Source organism: Mycobacterium sp. E2462 (assembly GCF_001672685.1).
Classification (GTDB): Bacteria; Actinomycetota; Actinomycetes; order Mycobacteriales; family Mycobacteriaceae; genus Mycobacterium.
Map to the genome: position 1 here is coordinate 1 of NZ_LZKC01000474.1, position 1,089 is coordinate 1,089.

A 1,089-nucleotide genomic window follows, 5' to 3' on the forward strand; every position below is an offset into this window, starting at 1 on the left:
CAGACGCGCGGAGATTTCGGCGACCGACGGGCTGTCCACGCACAGCCGGACGATCCTGCCGCGGGCGTCGCCGGCCGGCCAGCGGTGCGTCAGCCCGGGCGGCAGCGTCTCGACGGGCGCCTCGAGCGGCAGGTCGACGCTGGTGTCGGTGCGCCCGGCCGTCAGCGCGTACGGGCGGACCAGACTGGCCCTATCCGGCGTCGGCCCCGGCTCGCGCGTGTCCATCGCGGGTCACGAGACGCCGGAGCGTCGGGTGGACTGCACGACGCCGCCCACCCGTTCGACGAGGACGGCCATCTCGTAGCCGATCTGACCGATGTCACACGACGCGGCCGCCAGGGTGGCCAGGTGCGAACCGTCGCCCACCCGCATCAGCAGCAGGTAGCCGTTCTGCATCTCGACCACCGACTGCAGGACCTGGCCGCCCTCGAACAGTTGGGCGGCGCCGCTGGCCAGGCTCGCCAGGCCGGACGCCACCGCGGCCAGCTGATCGGCGCGTTCGGCGGGCAGGTGCTCGCTGGCGGCGATGGGCAGCCCGTCGACCGACACCAGCAGGGCGTGCGCGACGCCGGGGACCTCGCGGGCGAACCGCGTCACCAACCAGTCCAGGGAGCTGTGCGGGGCCGTCATTGCGGGTCCGTCCCGTTCTCGCGGGCGTGCGAGCGTCCGCTGCGCACGCCACCGAAATGGCTGGTGAACGACGCGCGCACCGCCTCGGGATCGCGGGCCGCCGCGGCGTGCTGCGGCTCGCGGCCGGCGGGTGCGTCCGCCTCCGACCGCGCCTGCGCCGGCTGGCCGGACCCGGGGGTGCCGCCGGGCACCAGGCGGGCGCCCGGGGTGCGCACCGGCAGGCCGTGGTCCGTGGTGTGCTCGACGGGCTTGTCCTCGGCGGCGGCGGCCAGCGTCCAGCCGCGGTCCCACACCGACTGCCAGTCCAGATCCGGGCTGTTCACCAGGTCGTGCGGGTCACCCATCAGCTCCGACAGCATCCGGCGGTAGATCACGTCGTCGTCGGCCGGCGACGCCCGCGGCAGGATCGTCCGGCTGTGCGTGGACAGCCCGTCGGTCGCCGAAATCTCCGCGCGTCTG

General features: G+C 75.0%; 2 protein-coding genes and 1 pseudogene. All 3 read right to left on the reverse strand.

The features are described 5' to 3' along the window. On the reverse strand, positions 1-225 hold a 225-nt coding region (locus A5714_RS24295; RefSeq protein ID WP_156747483.1), incomplete at its 3' end, for a DUF742 domain-containing protein. Positions 226-231: 6 nt separating this feature from the next. Further along, positions 232-630 carry a serine protease inhibitor gene (locus tag A5714_RS24300; protein WP_068289755.1) on the reverse strand — a complete coding sequence of 133 codons (399 nt, stop codon included), beginning with the start codon at positions 628-630 and terminating at the stop codon, positions 232-234. Next, positions 627-1,089: pseudogene (locus tag A5714_RS24305) on the reverse strand (hypothetical protein); the annotation flags it as partial. The gene A5714_RS24300 and the pseudogene A5714_RS24305, both read right to left, overlap by 4 nt.

Coding starts and splice junctions, on each gene's coding strand:
- A5714_RS24300 (WP_068289755.1), bottom strand. CDS start 630: ATGACGGCCCCGCACAGCTCCCTGGACTGGTTGGTGACGCGGTTCGCC.